14 protein-coding genes and 2 pseudogenes are annotated in these 19071 nt (G+C 36.2%); 12 read left to right on the forward strand and 4 right to left on the reverse strand.

What is annotated here, in order from left to right:
* Positions 1 to 207: 207 nt before the first annotated feature.
* The 10 genes and pseudogenes from pflB (at position 208) to KM149_RS02455 (ending at position 12012) form a co-directional block, all read left to right on the forward strand.
* Positions 208 to 2457: a formate C-acetyltransferase gene (pflB, locus tag KM149_RS02410; RefSeq protein WP_050330005.1), complete on the forward strand. Its 2250-nt coding sequence runs from the start codon at positions 208 to 210 to the stop codon at positions 2455 to 2457.
* A gap of 66 nt (positions 2458 to 2523) precedes the next feature.
* Positions 2524 to 3285 (forward strand): pyruvate formate-lyase-activating protein, encoded by a 762-nt coding sequence (gene pflA / locus KM149_RS02415; RefSeq protein ID WP_050345209.1) that lies wholly within the window; start codon positions 2524 to 2526, stop codon positions 3283 to 3285.
* Positions 3286 to 3829: 544 nt separating this feature from the next.
* A pseudogene (locus KM149_RS02420) lies at positions 3830 to 4480 on the forward strand (SDR family oxidoreductase).
* Positions 4481 to 4773: 293 nt separating this feature from the next.
* Positions 4774 to 6495, forward strand: coding sequence for an oligopeptide ABC transporter substrate-binding protein (gene opp4A / locus KM149_RS02425; RefSeq protein WP_241415502.1), 1722 nt, complete (start codon positions 4774 to 4776; stop codon positions 6493 to 6495).
* Positions 6496 to 6653: 158 nt separating this feature from the next.
* A complete protein-coding gene (locus KM149_RS02430; RefSeq protein ID WP_214971226.1) occupies positions 6654 to 7667 on the forward strand; it encodes an ABC transporter ATP-binding protein in 1014 nt (337 codons plus the stop codon).
* Positions 7657 to 8646, forward strand: a pseudogene (locus KM149_RS02435) (ABC transporter ATP-binding protein). Before KM149_RS02430 ends, KM149_RS02435 begins: the two are co-directional and overlap by 11 nt.
* Positions 8643 to 9605 (forward strand): oligopeptide ABC transporter permease, encoded by a 963-nt coding sequence (gene opp4B / locus KM149_RS02440; RefSeq protein WP_241415503.1) that lies wholly within the window; start codon positions 8643 to 8645, stop codon positions 9603 to 9605. The pseudogene KM149_RS02435 and the gene opp4B overlap by 4 nt, the downstream one beginning before the upstream one ends.
* Before the next feature lie 11 nt (positions 9606 to 9616).
* Positions 9617 to 10510 carry an oligopeptide ABC transporter permease gene (gene opp4C / locus KM149_RS02445; protein WP_214971221.1) on the forward strand — a complete coding sequence of 298 codons (894 nt, stop codon included), beginning with the start codon at positions 9617 to 9619 and terminating at the stop codon, positions 10508 to 10510.
* A 235-nt stretch (positions 10511 to 10745) separates the two neighbouring features.
* Positions 10746 to 11006 carry a hypothetical protein gene (locus KM149_RS02450; protein ID WP_207554608.1) on the forward strand — a complete coding sequence of 87 codons (261 nt, stop codon included), beginning with the start codon at positions 10746 to 10748 and terminating at the stop codon, positions 11004 to 11006.
* A gap of 286 nt (positions 11007 to 11292) precedes the next feature.
* Positions 11293 to 12012 carry a trypsin-like serine peptidase gene (locus KM149_RS02455; RefSeq protein ID WP_241415504.1) on the forward strand — a complete coding sequence of 240 codons (720 nt, stop codon included), beginning with the start codon at positions 11293 to 11295 and terminating at the stop codon, positions 12010 to 12012.
* Between the two features lie 165 nt (positions 12013 to 12177).
* On the opposite strand, the gene sdaAA is transcribed toward KM149_RS02455, so the two are convergent.
* Genes sdaAA through KM149_RS02470 form a run of 3 tightly spaced genes read right to left on the reverse strand, consistent with a single transcriptional unit; the run spans position 12178 to position 14817 of the window.
* Positions 12178 to 13077, reverse strand: coding sequence for an L-serine ammonia-lyase, iron-sulfur-dependent, subunit alpha (sdaAA, locus tag KM149_RS02460; RefSeq protein ID WP_182281318.1), 900 nt, complete (start codon positions 13075 to 13077; stop codon positions 12178 to 12180).
* A 15-nt stretch (positions 13078 to 13092) separates the two neighbouring features.
* On the reverse strand, positions 13093 to 13770 hold the full coding sequence (gene sdaAB / locus KM149_RS02465) for an L-serine ammonia-lyase, iron-sulfur-dependent subunit beta (protein WP_050345220.1): 678 nt from the start codon (positions 13768 to 13770) through the stop codon (positions 13093 to 13095).
* 15 nt (positions 13771 to 13785) lie between these two features.
* Complete coding sequence (locus tag KM149_RS02470; RefSeq protein ID WP_060829441.1) at positions 13786 to 14817, reverse strand: PTS sugar transporter subunit IIC; 1032 nt, start codon at positions 14815 to 14817, stop codon at positions 13786 to 13788.
* A 464-nt stretch (positions 14818 to 15281) separates the two neighbouring features.
* Between KM149_RS02470 and KM149_RS02475 the strand changes: the two genes are divergently transcribed.
* The gene (locus KM149_RS02475; protein WP_016426178.1) at positions 15282 to 15461 is read left to right on the forward strand and encodes a hypothetical protein; all 180 of its coding nucleotides are present in this window, start codon (positions 15282 to 15284) and stop codon (positions 15459 to 15461) included.
* Positions 15462 to 15686: 225 nt separating this feature from the next.
* Complete coding sequence (locus KM149_RS02480; RefSeq protein WP_214971215.1) at positions 15687 to 16532, forward strand: metallophosphoesterase; 846 nt, start codon at positions 15687 to 15689, stop codon at positions 16530 to 16532.
* 195 nt (positions 16533 to 16727) lie between these two features.
* On the opposite strand, the gene KM149_RS02485 is transcribed toward KM149_RS02480, so the two are convergent.
* Positions 16728 to 18215 carry an aldehyde dehydrogenase family protein gene (locus tag KM149_RS02485; protein ID WP_165545233.1) on the reverse strand — a complete coding sequence of 496 codons (1488 nt, stop codon included), beginning with the start codon at positions 18213 to 18215 and terminating at the stop codon, positions 16728 to 16730.
* Positions 18216 to 19071: the final 856 nt, after the last annotated feature.

The raw sequence follows: 19071 nt of genomic DNA on the forward strand, positions 1-19071 counted from the left end.
TTGAGGCCCATAAGCATGTTTTTCACAGCATAGTTGTATGATTAAAAAATTAAAAATATAAGACTAGAATTGTGACGAAAATTTATACAAAATAAATCCAAAATATGACATATTTTAAAACGCTTACAATTTAAAGTGATTTCATCCACAAGTCCTGTTATACTGATTGTGAAATGATGAACAAAACCTAATTGGAGGTATGTAACCATGATTAAAGATACGAATACTCGAAGCAATGCTTGGGAAGGATTTAAAACTGGACGTTGGACTCGCAATGTAGATGTGCGTGAATTTATCCAATTGAACTTCACAGGTTATCAAGGTGACGATAGTTTCTTAGAAGGACCTACTGAAGCAACTGAAAAATTATGGGATCAAGTGATGGCTTTATCTAAAGAAGAACGTGACCGTGGCGGCATTTGGGATATGGATACAAAATTACCATCAACAATTTTATCGCACGATGCAGGTTATTTAGACAAATCGTTAGAACAAATTGTTGGTGTTCAAACTGACAAGCCATTCAAACGTTCAATGCAACCATTTGGTGGTATCAGAATGGCAAAAGCTGCTTGTGAAGCTTATGGTTATGAATTAGATAAAGAAACAGAACATATTTTCACAGAATATCGTAAAACACATAACCAAGGTGTATTCGATGCTTACTCAAAAGAAATGTTAGCGTGTCGTAAAGCAGGTATTATCACAGGTTTACCAGATGCATATGGACGCGGTCGTATTATTGGTGACTATCGTCGTGTCGCATTATATGGTATTGATTTCTTAATGGAAGAAAAACAAAGAGACTTCAATGAATTATCATCAACAATGACTGAAGATGTCATCCGTTTAAGAGAAGAAGTATCAGAACAATATCGTTCTTTACAAGAATTAAAACAACTCGGTGAACGTTACGGTTTCGACTTAAGTCGTCCAGCTGAAAACTTTAAAGAAGCTGTTCAATGGTTATACATGGCTTATCTTGCAGCAATTAAAGAACAAAACGGTGCAGCAATGAGTTTAGGTCGTACTTCAACTTTCCTTGATATTTATGCTGAACGTGACTTAGAAGCAGGTACAATTACTGAAAAAGAAGTACAAGAAATTATCGACCACTTTATCATGAAATTACGTCTTGTAAAATTTGCGCGTACACCTGATTACAACGCATTATTCTCTGGTGACCCAACTTGGGTAACAGAATCTATTGGTGGTGTGGGCATTGACGGTCGCCATATGGTAACTAAAAACTCATTCCGTTTCCTACATTCATTAGATAACTTAGGACCAGCACCAGAACCAAACTTAACTGTACTTTGGTCAACTCGTTTACCTGAAAACTTCAAACGTTACTGTACAAAAATGAGTATCAAAACAAGTTCAATTCAATATGAAAATGATGACTTGATGCGTGAAAGTTACGGCGATGACTATGGTATTGCATGTTGTGTATCTGCAATGCGTATTGGTAAACAAATGCAATTCTTCGGTGCACGTGCAAACTTAGCTAAAACATTATTATATGCGATTAATGGTGGTAAAGATGAAAAATCAGGTGCTCAAGTTGCACCAAACTTTGCGCCAATCGAATCAGAAGTTTTAGACTATGATGAAGTTTATCGTCAATTTGATGAAATGATGGAATGGCTTGCAGGCGTGTACATTAACTCATTGAATGTCATCCACTACATGCATGATAAATATAGTTATGAACGTATTGAAATGGCACTTCACGATACAGATGTACACCGTACAATGGCAACAGGTATTGCAGGTTTATCAGTTGCAGCTGACTCATTATCAGCAATTAAATATGCAGAAGTTCGTCCAGTACGCGATGAAAATGGCTTAGTAGTTGACTTTGAAACTAAAGGCGAATTCCCTAAATACGGTAACAACGATCCACGTGTAGATGATATTGCGGTACAACTTGTAGAAAGCTTCATGAGAAAATTACGCAAACATCACACTTACCGTGATTCAGAACATACAATGAGTGTATTAACAATTACTTCAAACGTTGTTTATGGTAAGAAAACAGGTAATACACCAGATGGACGTAAAGCTGGCGAACCATTCGCACCAGGTGCAAACCCAATGCACGGCCGTGATTCAAACGGTGCATTAGCATCATTATCATCAGTAGCTAAATTACCTTATGACTGCTGTAAAGACGGTATTTCTAATACATTTAGTATCGTTCCAAAATCATTAGGTAAAGAAGAATACACACAAGAACAAAACCTTGTAAGTATCCTTGATGGTTATGCTTTACAACATGGTCACCACTTAAACATCAACGTATTTAACCGTGAAACATTGATTGATGCGATGGAACACCCAGAAGAATATCCACAATTAACGGTTCGTGTATCTGGATATGCTGTAAACTTTATTAAATTAACACGCGAACAACAATTAGACGTTATATCTCGTACATTCCACGAAACAATGTAACGGCAAAGCAATAGGTGTCACAGTCGGAGTGACAGATTTTAAGAGAAGGTAAAATGGGGGAGTACAATGATTAGAGGACACATTCATTCAATTGAAAGTTTAGGAACAGTAGATGGACCAGGTCTACGCTATATCATCTTTACACAAGGTTGCTTATTGAGATGCTTATACTGCCATAATCCAGACACATGGAAGATTAATGAGCCGTCGCGATCAGCATCACCAGATGAACTTGTGGCTGAAATCACACCGTACCTCCCATATTTTGAAGCATCTGGAGGCGGCGTTACAGTTAGTGGTGGAGAACCGCTTCTACAGATGCCATTTATAACGGAGCTCTTTAAAAAGCTTCATGCGCACGGCATTCACACTTGTATTGACACATCTTTAGGCTGTGCAAACGATACTGAAGCGTTTAAAAAACATTTTGATCAACTACTCGAGTATACAGACTTGTTGATGGTTGACATAAAACATATTAACAATGAAACGCACAAAAGATTAACTGGAAAACCCAATACTCATATATTAAATTATATTCAATATTTAGCTGATAAAGGTCAACCGATATGGATTAGACATGTGCTTGTGCCAGGTCTTACTGATACCCCCGAAGACCTTGTAGCACTCGGCGCATTTATAAATAAACTTGGTAATGTCGAGAAGTTTGAGATTTTACCTTATCATCAGCTTGGTGTGCATAAATGGGAAGCACTTGGTGTTCCTTATGAACTTAATGATGTCGAGCCCCCGACAGATGAAGAAGTTGAAAAAGCATACCAATACGTTGACTTTAAAGGTGTAACCCCCTTAACACCTATCGGCTAGGTAAAACAATAAGACATGGATCTATTCACTCTTTTAGAATCATAATAACCCTTAAATAATGTTTTGAACCGTACACGCCCCTCACGTGTGCGGCTTTTTTTAATGATTAAAAAGGGAAGGGCATTAACGATAGGATGTATAAAAGCTCCTATTCGTTTCAGTGAGATGAAGGAAGGAATTTAATTGACACGTTTTGTAAACCAATATTATTTTACTTTATCCTCTTTTTCTTTTTTAACTATTTTCTCTAAATATTAAGTTATTCTTTCTTATGTATATTGTAGTTATCTTTTTTACATTGATTATGTAATACTTTTTAAATAGGGCGCATGATATTAGGAATAAAAACAAGTGGATGCTATTTTATTGTTTTTCCACTAGCTTTGATTTTATTATTTGCTTTCATGTTGCACATGCTAACTTAATTGTTTGAGAGAAGATGTGATAGATTGTAAGCACTATTTAATGAGCAGAATCAAAGGCGTGTGTATTAATTGTACTATCATGAAACGTGAGATGATTAGATAGAGGAGGAAACTTTATGATAAAGACGTTACTTTTAGGTGCCAATGGCGGTGTAGGTCAACATTTAGTGAGAATATTCCAATCCAACGACACGGGTTTTACAACGAGTGTACGTGACCATGCACAAAAATAAGCGTTAGAAACAAAAGGTATTGGCACCGTTTATATTAATATTGAAAAAGAATCTATCGAATCGTTAACATAGTTGTTTCAAGATTATAGTCAAGTCATTTTTTCAGTCGGTTCTGGAGGGCGTACAGGGGCAGAAAAACAATCATTGTTGATTTAGATGGTGCTGTCAAAGCGATTAAAACAAGCGAAGCGGCGAAAGTGGAAAACTTTATAATGGTTTCAACCTACGACTCTCGACGTGAAGCGTTTGATGCGAGTGGAGATTTAAAACCTTATACTATCGCAAAACATTATGACGATGACTATTTAAGACGAAGTGCACTAACAGCGACTATATCCAGATGCGTTAACAAATGATTCGGGTACAGGGGAAATCCGTGCTGCGCAATATTTTGATCAACCGAATGATCGAAAAATTCCACGAGAGGATGTTGCTGCGGTTTTATATGAAGTGGCTGCTCAAACCAAATATCACGGTAAAGAATTTCAAATTTTAACAGGGGATGTGTCGATTGTTGATGCGTTATCTACAATATAAATGACTATTTTACAGTTAAAATAGCATTACCCGTCTACTTTATAAATATACAAAGCATTCAGCTTTTAGAACAGTAATGTCTCTGTTGATGTTGAGATGTTATTATTCTATTTTTATATAAATGATCTACTCTTTATAAATTTATATTTGTTTCAAATGTTAAAATTTGTGTACATTATTATAAATAATAAAAGAATACAAATTATAAAAATACATATTGACAAAAAATTCAGAAAAATACAATAATAGTAAAGAAAAGATAATTCAATGATTATATTTAAGGGGGAACGCCAATGAAAAAGGCTTATCGTTATGTATTGTTTTTAGCATTGAGTGTAGTTTTAGTTTTGTCAGCTTGTGGAAAAAGTGGAGATACTGCTAAAAATGATAGTAGCAAAACTGAAAAAAGTGATGCTAAGGGAGGAACTTTGAATGTGGGGATTGCTGAACCGCCAGAAGGAAACTTCCAATCTATTTTTTCAAGTTCTACAGGTGATTCAGGTGTTATTGACTATTTTAATGATTCATTGATTGAATTGGATGACAATTTACAAATTAAACCTAAAATTTTGTCATGGGAAAAGCATAAAGATGATGATCTAACGTATACATTCAAATTGAAAAAAGGGATTAAGTGGCAAGACGGTAATCCGCTCACAATTAATGACTGGATTTTCACTTTAGAAACGATTGCAGATCCTGATTATGATGGACCAAGATATAGCGGTGTAGACGTTATTAAAGGGGCAGAGGAAAAGCATAAAGGCCAAGCGCAAAACATCAGTGGTATTAAAAAGATTGACGATTATACTGCAGAAGTTACGTTCAAAGCACATAAAGCGAACAACTTGTTAGAGTTATGGACATCTGCACCAATCAGTGAAAAAATCTTTAAAGATATTCCAGTGAAGGATATGGCGAAATCTGATGCTGTGCGTAAACATCCAATTGGTATTGGACCATTTAAAGTTAAAAATATTGTTGATGGGGAGTCAGTAGAGTTAGTTAAAAATAAAGATTACTGGCAAGGTGAACCGAAAATCGACAAGATCAATTTACGTGTTGTAGAACAGACATCTATGACACAAGCACTTGAAAAAGGGGATATTGATATGGCTTCAATTACGCCTCCTATTGCCAAAGAAATTAAAGACAGTGGTTCAGATAACTTGAAGTTGTTAGAAGCACCGTCAACATCATATACAATTATTGGTTTTGTTTTAAATGATTATGACAAGAAAAGTCGGAAAATTGGAAAAGAAAGACCGAAATATCAAAATAAACAATTGCGTCAAGCGATGGCGTACGCGATTAATCGTAAAGAATGGATTGACGCATTTTATTATGGATATGGTAAACCATTAAATGGTCTCATTCCATCAGCACATTGGAGTGGTGCTAAAAAAGATGATGTACACGAATACGATCACAACGTTAAGAAAGCGAAAAAATTATTAGATGACGCAGGTTATAAGGATAAAGACGGTGACGGCTGGCGTGAAGATCCAGATGGCAAGCCATTTGTAGTTAACTTAAAACATTATGCCGGCTCTAACCCTACATTTGAACCGCGTTCAGCAGCGATTAAAGGTTATTGGGAAAAGGTAGGACTTAAAACGAAAGTTGAAATGGAAGAGTTTGGTAAGTATGCAACAGATTTAGAAAATACTTCAAAAGATATGGAAGTTTACTTCCGAACATGGCAACAAGGTGCGGATCCAGATCCATCAGACTTATATAAATCAACAGCGTTATGGAATGAATCACGCTATAACAATCCAAAAGCGGATAAGCTGTTAAGTGAAGCGGTAGATTCAAAAGTCGTTGGAGATAGTAATAAAAAGCGTAAAGAAAAATATCTAGAATGGCAAAAAATTATGGCTGAAGATGTACCTGTTATTCCAATCGTTGAATTAAAAGATGTGACAGTTGTGAATAACAGAGTGAAAAACTTTGAAGTATCATTGAAGGGATCGAACCCTATTTACCAATGGGCAGTTGAAGATAAAAAATAAGAGTCAACTGTTAAGATGATGATTTAAAAGGGATGGGGTTGATGTATAACAACCCTGTCCTTTTCTTAATATAAAAATACGATTGTTATCATCAAAAAATTGGGCATATATTATTTTTAATTTTAAGACGTTTTATACGCGCATAGAGGGGTGGAAAAATGAATAATGGCAATTTGTTAGAAGTTAAAGGTTTATCAACAGCATTTTACATAGAAGGGCAACGACATAACGCAATATCAAATATCGATTTGGAAGTAAAAAAAGGTGAAATATTAGGCATTGTAGGAGAATCCGGTTCTGGAAAATCGGTATTAAGTTTATCCATTTTAAAATTGTTGCCTGAAAAAATCGCAACGATTGCATCTGGAGAAGTGATGTACAAAGACCAACGTATCGATAATCTTCAAGCCGAACAATTCAATCGTGTTCGGGGTAAAGAAGTTGCGATGATTTTCCAAGAGCCGATGACGTCTTTAAATCCAGTTTTTACCATTGGAAGCCAACTTATGGAAATGCTGATGCTACATTTAAAACTTTCAAAAAAAGAAGCGAAGTCAAAAGCCATTCAATTATTGAAAGATGTAGGGATTCCGCGTCCAGACAAGGTCGTCGACGAGTATCCACATCAATTATCAGGGGGGATGCGACAACGGGTCATGATTGCAATGGCCGTTTCATGCGCGCCTCAATTATTAATTGCTGACGAGCCTACAACAGCGCTAGATGTGACGGTTCAAGCGCAAATATTAGAACTTCTTAAACGCATTCAGCAAGATACACAAATGGGGATCATTTTTATTTCACATGATTTAGGAGTGATATCAGAAATTTGCGACCGTGTTGCTGTAATGTATGCAGGTAAAATTGTTGAGACGGCAACTGTTGAAGAAATATTTACCCATCCGAAACATCCTTATACCAAGTTACTTTTAAAAGCCATACCTCGATTGGATGTCCAACAAGATAAATTAGAAACGATTCAAGGTAGTGTACCGAGTTTAACAGAACTCCCTCAAGTGGGTTGCCGTTTTGCGAATAGGTGTCCGAATGCGATGCCTATTTGCTTAGAAAAAAATGTCAAAGCCATTTCGATTGCAGAAGAACATCAAGTTTTTTGTCACTTATATGAAGATGAGGCGCAATTCAAGAGGGGGAATAATCATGATGAATGAAAATATTTTAGAAGTAAAAAATCTCAAACAGTATTATCCAATTAAGGGGGGTGTGTTTCAACGAAAAGTGGGGGAAGTAAAAGCTGTCGATGACATTTCATTTTCTATAAAAAAAGGACAGACGGTAGGCTTGGTTGGAGAATCAGGTTGCGGTAAATCATCTGCAGGTCGAACGATTTTATGTTTACAAAAGGCGGATGCTGGTGAGATTCTATTTTGTGGTCAAGATTTAACAAAGCTTAAGGGGAAAGCGCTAAGAGAAGCGCGCAAAGGTTTTCAAATGGTGTTTCAAGATCCATATGCCTCGCTAAACCCAATGCAAATGGTAGGCGATATTGTTTGAGAACCAATCAGGAATTACTATAAGAAAAAGCAAAAGGATATAGAGGGTGAAGTGAAAAGCCTTCTTAGACGTGTGGGCTTGAATGAAGCTGATTATTATAAATATGCGCATGAGTTTTCAGGAGGACAACGTCAGCGTGTGGGCATTGCACGTGCACTTGCGCTCAAACCTAAGCTGATTATTGCAGATGAACCGGTCAGTGCCTTGGATGTGTCCGTCCAATCACAAGTATTGAACATCATGGACGAATTACAAGAAGAATTTGGTCTCAGTTATCTTTTTATTGCCCATGATTTAAGTGTCGTAAAACATGTCAGTGATTATATTTGTGTGATGTATTTAGGTCATATTTTAGAGCAAGGTCCGGCTGAACAAATATATCAAAATCCGTCACATCCTTATACACAGTCTCTCATCTCAGCGATTCCAGAAATTAATCCAAAAGCACGTAAGAAACGTATCATATTAGAAGGAGATTTACCTTCACCCAGTCATCCACCAAAAGGGTGCCCATTCCATACTAGATGCCCAGTTGCAGAACCGAGATGTGCTGAGATAAAGCCACCGTCTGTAGAAGTGAGTAAAGATCATTATGCGGCATGTATCTTATTAAATGATGGAGGGATGACAAAATGACAACTTTAATTACAAGAAGAATTTTACTTATGATACCGATGCTACTGCTTATGTCCATTGTCATTTTTACAATTGCTAAGTTACAGCCCGGGGATGCGTTTTCAGGTAACATAGATCCAAAAGCGGGTGCAAAATATTATGAAGAGGAACGTGAAAAGCTAGGTTTAAATGAACCGATTCCGGTTCAATATCTCAAGTGGGGAGAACGTGTATTACACGGAGATTTAGGAGATTCCATTCGCTACAAACGTCCAGTAATCGACTTAGTTAAAGAAAGAATGCCAAATACGATTTTACTTGGCGTAATCAGTCTCGTGATTACATATTTGATTGCTTTTCCTTTAGGGATTTTGTCAGGACGCAAACCCTATAGTTTATATGATTATAGTATTCAATTTTTAAATTATTTAATGCTGGCTATCCCTTTATTTGTTGCAGGTGTATTTGCTATTTACATTTTTGCTTTTCAATTAGGCCTTTTTCCATTTTCTGGTTCGGTAGAGATTGGTCTAGAACCAGGGACGATGCCTTATTATATCAGTAAAATTTATCACGCTATTCTACCGGGTACCGTTTTAGGATTGCTATCTACAGCCAGCTATGTACAATTTTTAAGAAACGATATTATCGAAAATTCCCGTAAAGATTATATTCGAACAGCACGTGCGAAAGGTTTATCAGAATCTAAAATATATAATAAGCATATTTTGAGAAATTCTATTATACCCATCGTAACGTTTTTTGGTGCAGATGTTTTATCTGTCTTCGGCGGTGCTGTCATTACAGAAACCATTTTCTCTTATCCTGGTATTGGTAAGCTACTCATTGATGCAATCAGTGGTAAAGATTATCCGTTAATGATGGCGCTACTATTATTCTTTTCGTTTTTAGGATTGCTTGCAAATTTAATATCGGATATCACATATAGCATTGTAGATCCGAGAATTAAGAGTAATTAGGGGGAGAAAGTATGGATAAGAAACAAAAAGCAAAAAGTAAATCACCATTAGCCATCGCGCGTAAAAAATTTCTAAAAAATAAACCTGCAATCATTGCATCTATTATATTAGGTCTTATTGTTGTGATTTCATTTTTAGCGCCATTACTTGCACCTTATGATCCTAACGAGCAAAATTTAGTTTTAATCAAAGGTGATATGTCACCAGAACATTGGTTAGGCACAGATTCAGGGGGAAGAGATATCTTAAGTCGCTTGCTCTATTCTGGACGTGTTTCATTGATGTTTGGATTGCTGACGTCCCTTGGTTTAATGACTTTAGGGATCATTATAGGGATGATATCAGGTTACTATGGTGGATGGGTAGATACATTATTAATGCGTTTTACAGAATTTGTGATGCTTTTCCCATTTATTCCATTCGCTGTTGTGTTAAATGCGACATTTAGCGGAAAAATCGAAAATCAATATGGCTCTGCTATTGTTTTAGGTGCCGTATTAATCGCTTTGTCGTGGGTAGGGGTTGCCCGAATCGTTCGTGGTAAAGTACTACAAGAAAAAGAAAATGAATACTTTTTAGCGGCTAAATCCATCGGGACTCCGGTTTATAAAATATTGCTTAAACATCTACTACCGAATATTCTAAGTGTGATTATAGTTCAAGCGACACTCGTATTTGCGGTACAAATTGTAGCTGAAGCGGGACTGAGTTTCCTTGGATTCGGTATTAGTAAAAGTGTCCCAACATGGGGGAATATGTTGACAGATGCACAAGAAGGAGACATTTTAAGGAGCAAACCATGGATATGGATGCCACCCGCAATTATCATTACAACAACCATTTTATGTATCAACTTTATCGGTGAAGGGCTCAAAGATGCACTGAATCCAAAATCTAATCGCTAATAGAATGCAATGGAAATATCGAATATTGTTTAAATCAATCAAGTAGTTAACGATTAAACACATACAAAACTTTTCTTAAAGTCATTTCACATATGGATTAAAACACGATACAATAAAGAAAATGATTTAAAAATAGTTTTCAGTTTATAGACTGAGCAAGTCATTTTAATCAATACTTCTATGCATATAACTATGGCTTGTTTTATTAGGATTTAATGTATAAACAAAGGGAGTGATGAAAGTGCTTAAAAAGCTAGTCATTCTATTTTTCGCGATGGTTATTACGACAACAATTAAAGAAACATATTTTGTGGCAGGAACTTGGCAGTATTTATTATTACAATCACTTTCATTAAGTTTAATTCTATTCTTTATTTATCACTTCATTGCATTTCAATTGAGGTCGAAACGTGATACCGCACATCATGAGCGACGTAACGCGGCGCAAGAGTGTGAAGAACGAGAACAAGTGACTCATCGTGCGATACGTAAGTAAGTGAAGACTTAGTAGGGGATGAAGTCCCATTGCTTTAATTATTATTTCTATACTTAGGCAGGACGACGAAATCTTATTGATTTCGCGGTCCTGCCTTTTTCTTATCGCGCAGTTTGAGCTATCTGACTTGGTTAGTGATAGTTGCTTTCTTTTATTTGATATTACATACAAACCCAAAGCGCTCACATAATTAATAAATTACTTAAAAGTTGTTTATTAATAATTATAAAAAATATTATACTATACTAAAAAATACAAAAGGAAGTGCTCGAATGGAAAAGTTTGTATGCTTGTCGCCCTTCTTTTAGCCATGGTTCCCGTTATTTTCTCGCATAGTGGTTTTACAGCAGTAGCAAATAGTGAAATCTATCTTATTAAAGATTCACAAAATGCCCCATATCATATTGTGGGTAGAATTGATTTTAATAATGGACGTTCTGGTACAGGATTTGTAATTGGTAATAACACAGTAGCTACGAACAGCCATGTTGGTATTAACTTTAAAGGTAAAGATAGTGGTGTCTTTAAGTTAGCTTATAATAAATACAACAAAGGCCCAAAAATCCTTGGAGAATATAGTGTGACGGATGTTAAATTTGCACCTCATAAAGACGATGATGTTGCCATTTTAACAGTTGTACCTAAAAATGGGGCTAAAAATGTTGGAGAAGTTGTCCAACAGGCTGCTATTATAGATGCCGGTTTTATAGATAAAAAGTGGCTTGAAACATCCGAAAATAATTTACATATTGCAGGTTATCCAAGTTTAGGAGATCGTAATATGATGTGGGGTTCAGACGGAAAGATTTTGGACTTTGCTTTTGGTAGTAATCACATTTATAAAGCGAATATATTAACATCTCCTGGTGGTTCTGGTTCCCCTTTATTCAACAATCAGCAACAGGTAATAGGAATTAATAGTAGTACTTACGGAGACGATCCAAAAGTCAGTGGTGGATTTTTATTTAAAGATGATTTATTGAAATTTATAATCGATAACAGATAGTATCCTTAAAAACAGCGAGAAATGAAAGACCATTGCCTCCGAAGAAGAGGATATGAAAAAAGCTCTAAGACGTTTTTTATTAAAAAGCACCTTAGAGCTCTTTTTTTTTAATTTTAAGTCTGAATTGCGATTCATTTTTGAATGATAGCGCAACACGTCAATAATTTACGAGAATATTTCTTTTTTCTGTGCATGTCCAAAGATTTTTTCTTTGATTGCTTGCCCAGTCGGAGTTCCAGCAAGACCACCGATACCAGTTTCACGCAATGAAGCAGGTAAATTTCGTCCTACTTTATCCATTGCCATTATAACTTCATCAACAGGGATACGGCTTTCAACGCCTGCTAAAGCTAAATCTGCAGAAATAAGTCCGTTGCCCGAACCAATCGCATTACGCATAACACAAGGGATTTCAACTAAGCCAGCAACCGGATCACAAACAAGTCCTAATAAGTTACTTAGGCTGATGGCAATCGCATGACCAGCTTGTTGAGGTGTGCCGCCAAAAACTTCGACTGCAGCAGCTGCAGCAATGGCTGAAGCTGTACCAACTTCAGCTTGGCATCCCCCTGTAGCCCCAGCTACCGAGGCATTGTTTGCAATAATCATACCGCACATCGAGGCAGCAAATAGAAATTGGAGCATTTGTTCATTGCTTAACTCATGAGAAGCTTCTAATTTGAAGAGCACACCCGGTATTGTTCCTGAAGAACCTGCTGTAGGGGTCGCACAAATAATACCCATTGCTGCATTGACTTCATTTGTAGCAATCGCACCTTTTACAGCTGTCATCATATCGTAACCTGATAATGCTTGATGATTTTGATTATATTCATGAACTTTAATGGCATCTTGTCCAGTATAGCCTGTAACACTTTTAACGCCTTTACCTGTTGTTCCTTTTTCAACAGCGTCCCGCATTGTATCTAAGTTTTGTTGCATCATATCAAGGACTTCTTCTCTAGACATGCCGCGTGTAGACATCTCCTGCGCAATCATAATTTCTGCAAAAGTTGTGTCGTGTTGCTCAGCATACGTGATTAATTCTTCCATAGTATCAAACATAGAAATCCCTCCGTTTTATTGTATATATGAGAAGTTTAAGCAAGGATAAGCCGTTTTTAATGAAGTTAACAATGCTTCATCAATGGGCTTATTTAAATGTAGTGCTAGAAGACAACGACCTTCGTTCATCGTTTTAATCTCTTCATTAATATCTACTTCTTTTTCAACAAGTTGATTAATTAAATGATTCACTTCAGAAATCGTACATTCGCCATCAATAACGAGAATATTCGGTGTGTGTGACATGAGAATACACATTTGATTGACGTGGATACTTTTCACTTTAAATGCGCCACCACCAATAGAAATTCCATTTAATTCGACGTGACGCGAGCCATGATCTAATTGAATCAATGCGCAATTCGGATGTTCGCCTAGACTGGTTCCTGGTTCTTCAATAAATTCAAAATCGATGCCTTGTTCTTTAGCGATTTTTGTAGAGGACTTAATACGTGGGTCAGATGTATTGAAATCAAGTAAGCCTCCGATGATAGCTAAATCAGTTCCATGCCCACGGTGTGTTTCTGCGAAAGATTCATAATAATGCACTTTAATTTTTTCAGGTGTATCACCTAGAATCGCGCGTGCAGCTTTTCCGATTTTAACGGCGCCTGCTGTATGTGAACTTGAAGGGCCCATCATTACTGGACCAATAATATCGAATGCACTTTGGTAATCTTTTGTACGAGCCATAATGCGTTCCACTCCTTAACTAGTTTGTTGTTTTAATTGAGGTGTATGCACATTGAATGTAAGTCGTTTTTTGCTAATAAATGTACTGATAATATAACTTAAAAGGATGCTAATGATTGCGACAACAACGATCGTAATGGCTGTACGCAATGCATCATTAAAGCCTAGAGCAACAATCGGACCTGCAATCGGTGTTGCCATACCTGGTTGGTTAACGACGATACCCATGTAAGTGATAAATAAGCCGTTGACCATGCCTACGATTGCGTTCGTACCATATAGCTGAATGGGATATTTTGCAATGATATCAATTTGTGTGAGCGGTTCAATGGCTACTGCAAAAGCTTTACCGGAGTTACCAATTTTTAATTTTTTAAACAGTACAAAGTTTGCAAACGAGCTACCCATACATCCTAGGGCACCGATTGCCATTGGAATACCTGTTAAACCAAGTAAACTTGTGAAAACCATCGAACTGAGCGGTGTCATACCTACAACAGGTACAATCGCACCTATAACAAGTGCAAGCGCATAAGGGTTATTATCACCAACAGCAGTTACCGCAGAACCAATTTGTTTAAGAACAGCAATCACACTTGGTGAAACAAGAGATGCAACCCCATAGGCTAAAGCAGGGGAGACTAAAATAACGACAATCAAATCTAAACCTTCAGGAACATATTTTTCTATAACTTTAATTCCAAAACCGACAATATAAGCTGCGATAAATGCAGGTAAAAGTTTAAAATCAAATAACACCAATCCGGTTAATACGGCAAAAACTGGGTTGATACCAAACTTTAAGCAAGTCAGAATACCTACTGCAACCCCGCTTAAGCTACCCGCAATTTCCCCTAATTTGATAAAGTATTCCGAGTGCAATACGCCACCAATGGCATATTTCAAAAACGCCTCAGGTAAAAAAGATGCACATGCTGCACCCGATAAGGCTTGTAAGCTGACTTTACCGTTTGGTGCAAATTTTAAGAATAATGTCATCGCCAATAAGACGACTAATAGTGTTCCAATTCCTAAAATAAAATCCATAACTTTTCCTTCTCTCTTAATTTGCTTTTTAAGTTTTGGATAGCTATCAAAACACCCTCATCATAAAGGCATTTCAGATGCTGTGCAAGCCCTTACATTATACTAAAAATGCAATATTTCATGTTGTTAACATAATTAATTATATATTTATATAGATTGTGAAAATGAATGTAGTGTTTAATTGTTCATAATACTAAAATTTATCTAAGTATTTCACATTAAAGTTTTAATGCGATAAATCAAATTGATTTAATATGACATATTTGTGAATTAATAAAAGTTTAAATATTATTAACTTTCAAACGTATAAAATTACTCAATTTGAATCAAAATACTGCAATAAGTAGTGAGTGATTAATTATGATAATTATGTGAATACAATCACAAAAACAATGAAATTAAGTTGAAGTAGGTGTATAATACAAATAGGGAAAGGAAAGCAATAATTAAAGGATGTGTTAAAAATGAGAAAAGCAATTTTAGAACTAATTCGTTCTAACCAAAGTTGTTACGAAATTTACATTCATACTGGTGTAAGCCAAGGTATTATTTCAGACATCCGCTCTGGCTATCGTACATTAGATGATATTAGTTTACGTGACGCTGAACGCCTTTACGATTATGCACAACTCGTTGCTGCATAATATTTAAAATATGAGAATACTAACCGAGAGAGAATAAGAGAATAGATGGAAAAGCATATACTCATAAAACCATAGACCTTTCAAACTGGTACGTTTCAAATGTTCCGTTTAGAAAGGTCTTTTAATTTTGTCTATATCGAATATAAGAAGATAAGGCGGTGAAAAAGCAAGATATTATACGTTTGTACTGGCATTCTGGGATAATAGTTATAAGGGGGAAGCATGATGAAAATCGGTACTTTATCAGATATTCATTTTGATCGCCATCAACAATTACGGATGGAAGATTATATTGAAGCGCTAGCGCAATTGACGCGTCAAAAGGAGTTAGACTTGTTGATCATTGCGGGTGATATTTCTAATCACTATAGCACTACATTGCGATTTATCAAGCAATTGACCGAAAATGTTGCGTGTGGTGTATATTTTATTCCGGGCAATCATGATATTTGGCGTCAAGCTGATGAAATCATCACCTCGGAAGAAATTTTAGCTTTATATACAGCCCATCCCCAGTGCCTCATCAATCAACCGATTGAATTAGGACAATTTGTTATCGTTGGCCATATGGGCTGGTATGATTATCACTTTGCAAGTAACAAATATACTTTGGAGAAATTGGAAAGAGGTAAGTATTACGGGGCGACATGGCAAGATAAAGTCCATACGAATTTTGAACAGTCTGATCAGATGCTATCCAAGCGTTTTGCAGAATCAGTGTTCCATCAATTAGAGCCTTATCTACATCATAAAGTTATTTTAGTCACACATGTTGTAACGCATCCAAAATTCGTTGTCCCTTTACCGCATCGAATTTTCGATTTTTTCAACGCTTTTATTGGGACACAAGATTTTGATTATGTTTATGAACATTATGACGTGGCGTATAGTGTGATGGGGCATGTTCATTTTAGAAAAAGATACACCGAAAATGGCACGACGTATCTTTGTTCTTGTCTTGGCTATCCGCGAGAATGGAGAGGTGACGATCTCTTCACAGAACTCAAAGATGCATTGCAAATGATTGAGCTTCCAGATAGTGATAATCAACACAATTTCAAGCATGTGTAATAAAAAATTAAGGTGTGTCAGTGGACTTGTTACACTATTTAAATCATAGTAATGAATAGAGTGCAAAAGCGTATGTAACATAAAGTGAATAACGATTAAAAACGACGGAATCAAGTGCACTACAAGATTCCGTCGTTCTATTTATTTTAGGAGAGCGTCATTAAATTATTTTTCACACAAGTTGTTTCAAGTTATTTAGTATAGACCTTTTGTTTCGTTGCTAATGTCTATATAAATATTTTTAACTTGTTGGTAGTTTGCAATGGCATCTTTATAAGTTTCACGACCAATACCTGATTTTTTGTAGCCTCCGAATGGCGCACCTTCAGGAACTTGGTTATACGTATTGACCCATACACGACCTGTACGGACATTTTTAGCTACATTTAATGCACGGTTAATATTTGTTGAGAAAACACCACCAGCTAAGCCGTATTCAGAGTCATTTGCGATTTGAATAGCTTCTTCATCGTCTTTCACTTTAATAATTGTTAATACGGGCCCAAAGATTTCTTCTTGCGCTAATTTATTTTTATTATCCTTTACTTCGATAAGCGTAGGTTCAAAGAAATGACCTTTATCTAATCCATTATCAGTTAAACGGTGACCGCCGACGAGAATATTGGCATCGTTTTCTTTCGCATAGTCGATATAACCTTGAATTTTATCGATTTGTGCTTGGCCAGTTTGAGAACCCATTTGTGTAGCGCTATCAAGTGGATCGCCAACTCTAATTTGTTTAAATGCTTCAACAAGTCGTGGTACAAGTGTGTCATAAATTTTTTCATGAACAAGTAAACGAGAACCTGCACTACATACTTCACCTTGGTTGAATAAGATACCGAGTTGGATGCCTTCTAAAGCTAAATCTAGGTTTGCATCATCTAAAATAATATTGGCACTTTTACCACCAAGTTCAAGTGTTGCTGGTACGATACGTTTTGCACCTGCTTCTGCAACTTGATAACCCACATCAGTAGAACCAGTGAATGATAATTTGTCGACACCTTCATGATTGAAAATGGCATTACCAGATTCTGAACCTTTACCTGTTACGACATTGACAACACCTGCTGGTAAAACTTCTTGGAAGATTTTAGCTAATTCAATTAAACTTAACGGTGTTGAAGAAGAAGGTTGGATAACGACTGTGTTACCTGCAGCTAAAGCTGGACCTAATTTCCATGAAGCAAGTAGCATTGGGAAGTTCCATGCAACGACAGCACCGACAACACCAATTGGTTCGTGTTGAATAATGCTCATAACATTGTCTTCAATATTGTTGAGAGATCCTTCATCCGTATCCACTACACTTGCGAAATATTGGTAATGGCGTGCTGCAGAAGGAATGTCGATATTTGCAGACTCACGAATTGCTTTACCTGTGTTCAATGTTTCAATTGTCGCAAAGTGATCTTTTTTCTCCATTAATTTATCATGAATTTGACGTAATAAATTAGAACGTTCTTGTTTTGATTTGCGGCTCCATTCTGGAAATGCGTCTTGAGCGGCTTTAACCGCTTTATCGACGTCTTGTTCATTGGCTTTAGCGACTTTTGCTAAAACTTCTCCTGTTGCTGGATTGTTGACATCTAAGTACTCACCAGATTCCGGCTTTACAAATTCACCGCCAATAAACAGTTCATATTGATCAGAAACATAATCCTTAACATTGATACCCATAATATTGCCTCCTTTTAGTTCAACATTATAAAAAGTAATATATTTTGATATTGTTAATTCATTGATGAACGACTTTTTAAAATGTTCTAAAACAAATCTTTCATAGTCTTATTCTAAATCGATATGTTTAAAAGGTAAATTAATCTGACTCATTAAGAAAAATGTTCCTTTCGATAAGTGGTACAGGGAGTGATGAGAAGTCCAAACCAATAAAAAACAAGCCTCCATAATAGGAGGCTTGCATACTGGGGAAAGAGAAGTTAAACCGTATCAACGGCTCATGCTTCTAAACATTGTAGTCATGAGTTTTTTTATGGAAGACTCATGTTAGAAAATGACTGACACCTTAGTTAGGTAATGAATTCAATTGTTTTATATGATTACTCTTGAGGAAAAATGAACAATCAAATTTACCTTTGACACTTCATCTTATCAGAGATGTGTGAGAAGTATCTGGATGCAATTATATCTAAGTTCCAAACTTTTGTAAATAGGAAACATTTCGATTTGTAAAAAATTATCATTCTCGAGTCTGAGAAAAAGTCCGTACTCTTGGCGGATGTGTCACTAAAAATCAAGGGGTATACTGTACATAGAACAGTAAATCAATATTCCCATTAGATAAACTGTTCACACTCATCTCAGTGTATGTATACTTGATCACCCCGATAAAAAAACAAGTATCCTAAACCTCCTTTAAAGATAAGATAAGTTAAGCCTTAGTTGGTGTAGAACCGATGTGTCCCCGCGCATCGGTTCTTTTTTAATGGCGTTTATTTTTCCAATCATCTCTTATGATAACACATTGCTGATGTTTCTATTATTTAATACGATTTTTTTGTATGATGTTAATATA

Origin of the sequence: Staphylococcus coagulans (assembly GCF_022557135.1) — a bacterium.
GTDB classification, from domain to species: domain Bacteria; phylum Bacillota; class Bacilli; order Staphylococcales; family Staphylococcaceae; genus Staphylococcus; species Staphylococcus coagulans.

Excerpts from the sequence above, each read along its gene's own strand:
- pflB (WP_050330005.1), top strand. The coding sequence starts at position 208 with ATGATTAAAGATACGAATACTCGAAGCAATGCTTGGGAAGGATTTAAA.
- pflA (WP_050345209.1), top strand. The coding sequence starts at position 2,524 with ATGATTAGAGGACACATTCATTCAATTGAAAGTTTAGGAACAGTAGAT.
- opp4A (WP_241415502.1), top strand. The coding sequence starts at position 4,774 with ATGAAAAAGGCTTATCGTTATGTATTGTTTTTAGCATTGAGTGTAGTT.
- KM149_RS02430 (WP_214971226.1), top strand. The coding sequence starts at position 6,654 with ATGAATAATGGCAATTTGTTAGAAGTTAAAGGTTTATCAACAGCATTT.
- opp4B (WP_241415503.1), top strand. The coding sequence starts at position 8,643 with ATGACAACTTTAATTACAAGAAGAATTTTACTTATGATACCGATGCTA.
- opp4C (WP_214971221.1), top strand. The coding sequence starts at position 9,617 with ATGGATAAGAAACAAAAAGCAAAAAGTAAATCACCATTAGCCATCGCG.
- KM149_RS02450 (WP_207554608.1), top strand. The coding sequence starts at position 10,746 with ATGAAAGTGCTTAAAAAGCTAGTCATTCTATTTTTCGCGATGGTTATT.
- KM149_RS02455 (WP_241415504.1), top strand. The coding sequence starts at position 11,293 with ATGCTTGTCGCCCTTCTTTTAGCCATGGTTCCCGTTATTTTCTCGCAT.
- sdaAA (WP_182281318.1), bottom strand. The coding sequence starts at position 13,077 with ATGTTTGATACTATGGAAGAATTAATCACGTATGCTGAGCAACACGAC.
- sdaAB (WP_050345220.1), bottom strand. The coding sequence starts at position 13,770 with ATGGCTCGTACAAAAGATTACCAAAGTGCATTCGATATTATTGGTCCA.
- KM149_RS02470 (WP_060829441.1), bottom strand. The coding sequence starts at position 14,817 with ATGGATTTTATTTTAGGAATTGGAACACTATTAGTCGTCTTATTGGCG.
- KM149_RS02475 (WP_016426178.1), top strand. The coding sequence starts at position 15,282 with ATGAGAAAAGCAATTTTAGAACTAATTCGTTCTAACCAAAGTTGTTAC.
- KM149_RS02480 (WP_214971215.1), top strand. The coding sequence starts at position 15,687 with ATGAAAATCGGTACTTTATCAGATATTCATTTTGATCGCCATCAACAA.
- KM149_RS02485 (WP_165545233.1), bottom strand. The coding sequence starts at position 18,215 with ATGGGTATCAATGTTAAGGATTATGTTTCTGATCAATATGAACTGTTT.